Origin of the sequence: Halolamina salina (genome assembly GCF_042678005.1) — an archaeon.
Taxonomy (GTDB): domain Archaea; phylum Halobacteriota; class Halobacteria; order Halobacteriales; family Haloferacaceae; genus Halolamina; species Halolamina salina.
The window spans coordinates 1,340-2,743 of sequence record NZ_JBHUDH010000156.1 but is presented as its reverse complement, the minus strand read 5'-3'; the positions used below and the strand labels follow the sequence as shown (position 1 = coordinate 2,743).

Annotated in this window: 1 pseudogene; it reads left to right on the top strand. The window is 70.2% G+C overall.

Going from position 1 to position 1,404, the window contains the following annotated elements:
- A pseudogene (locus ACFR9S_RS12945) lies at positions 1–1,387 on the top strand (hypothetical protein); the annotation flags it as partial.
- Positions 1,388–1,404 lie beyond the last annotated feature (17 nt).

The following is a 1,404-nucleotide window of genomic DNA, read 5'->3' as shown; positions in this document are numbered from 1 at the left end:
GGTCAGCGTCGCCGACGGGGCCGAGCCGTCGCTCCGCGTCGGGGACGAGCGGATCGGTCTGGGGCAGGGGCGACGCTACGAGCAGCGGGTCGCGGCGCTGCTCCGGCGGACGTTCTGGCTCGACTGTCTGGTTCGGACCGCCGGCCCCCACGACGCCGCCGTCCGAGAGGCCGACCTGCTCGATCGGCTCCCCATCGACGCCGACGCGCTCTACGACGCGGCGATCGCCGACCGGCTGCTGGCGTACCGGGAGGTCGATATCGACGCCGTCGCCGACACGCTCCCGGAGTGGCACCTCTCGATGTACGTCGAGCCGACGTACGACGGGGTGCGGTGTCTCCCGTTCATGCTCGACGACGTGCCGCAGCTGTTCACCCCCCGGAGTAGTCCGCTGAGCGACGAGGACCGGCTCGACAGCTCGCTGTCGGCGTTCTACCGGTCGGGCGTGGCCGCCCCCGACCCCGTCGAGCTCCGGGACGCCGATCTGGGGCCGAGCCGCTACCACGGCTGGCTGGCCGACGGCGTCGCCATGGACACGTTCAAGACGCTCCCGGCGGCCTACGAGAACCGATCGCTCTACCGGGGGCGGGCCGACGGCCCGATTTCGGTGGTCGCGGTGCTCAACGACGCCGAGATGCGGGAGGAGCACTCCCGGGCCGCCGACATCTACCGACGGCGGGCCGAGAGGCTCGACATCGACATCGACGTGCGGGAGTCGCTGACCGTCGACGAACTCGCGAGCGTGATCGAACAGCGCCACGACCTGCTCCACTTCGTCGGCCACTGCGAGCCGTCGGGGCTACGCTGTCCCGACGGGACGCTCTCGGTCTCGTCGGTCGATCGCTCCCGGGTCCAGACGTTCTTCCTCAACGCCTGTGGCTCCTACGAGGAGGGGAAGGCGCTGGTCCGGAAGGGGAGCGTCGCGGGCGCGGTCACGTTCGAGAAAGTGCTCAACAGCCACGCCGCGAAGGTCGGGACGATGTTCGCCCGGCTGGTCGCCCACGGCTACGCGATCGAGCGGGCGCTCGCGCTGGCCCGCCGGCGAGTCATTATGGGGAAGGACTACGCGGTCGTCGGCGACGGCACACACGTCCTGACGCAGACGGACTCGCTGGCGGGAACGGAGGCGGAGCTGTCCCGGGACGGCGATTCGTTCACCCTCACCCACGGGATGCTGTCGCCGTCGCTCGCCGGCGGTCGTGCGTTCATCAACGTCGACCGGGACTGCCCGCCGGTGCTGATCGGAAACGAGTGGGAACTCGAGATGGACGCCGCCGAGGTAGTCGAGTTCCTCCGACGCGGGGAGTTCCCCGTGGTCTACCGCGGCGACATCCACTGGTGTACCGAACTCGCCGAGGAGTTCGCCGCCGAGATGGCTGATCGTTAGTCGTCGATCGGTTCGGG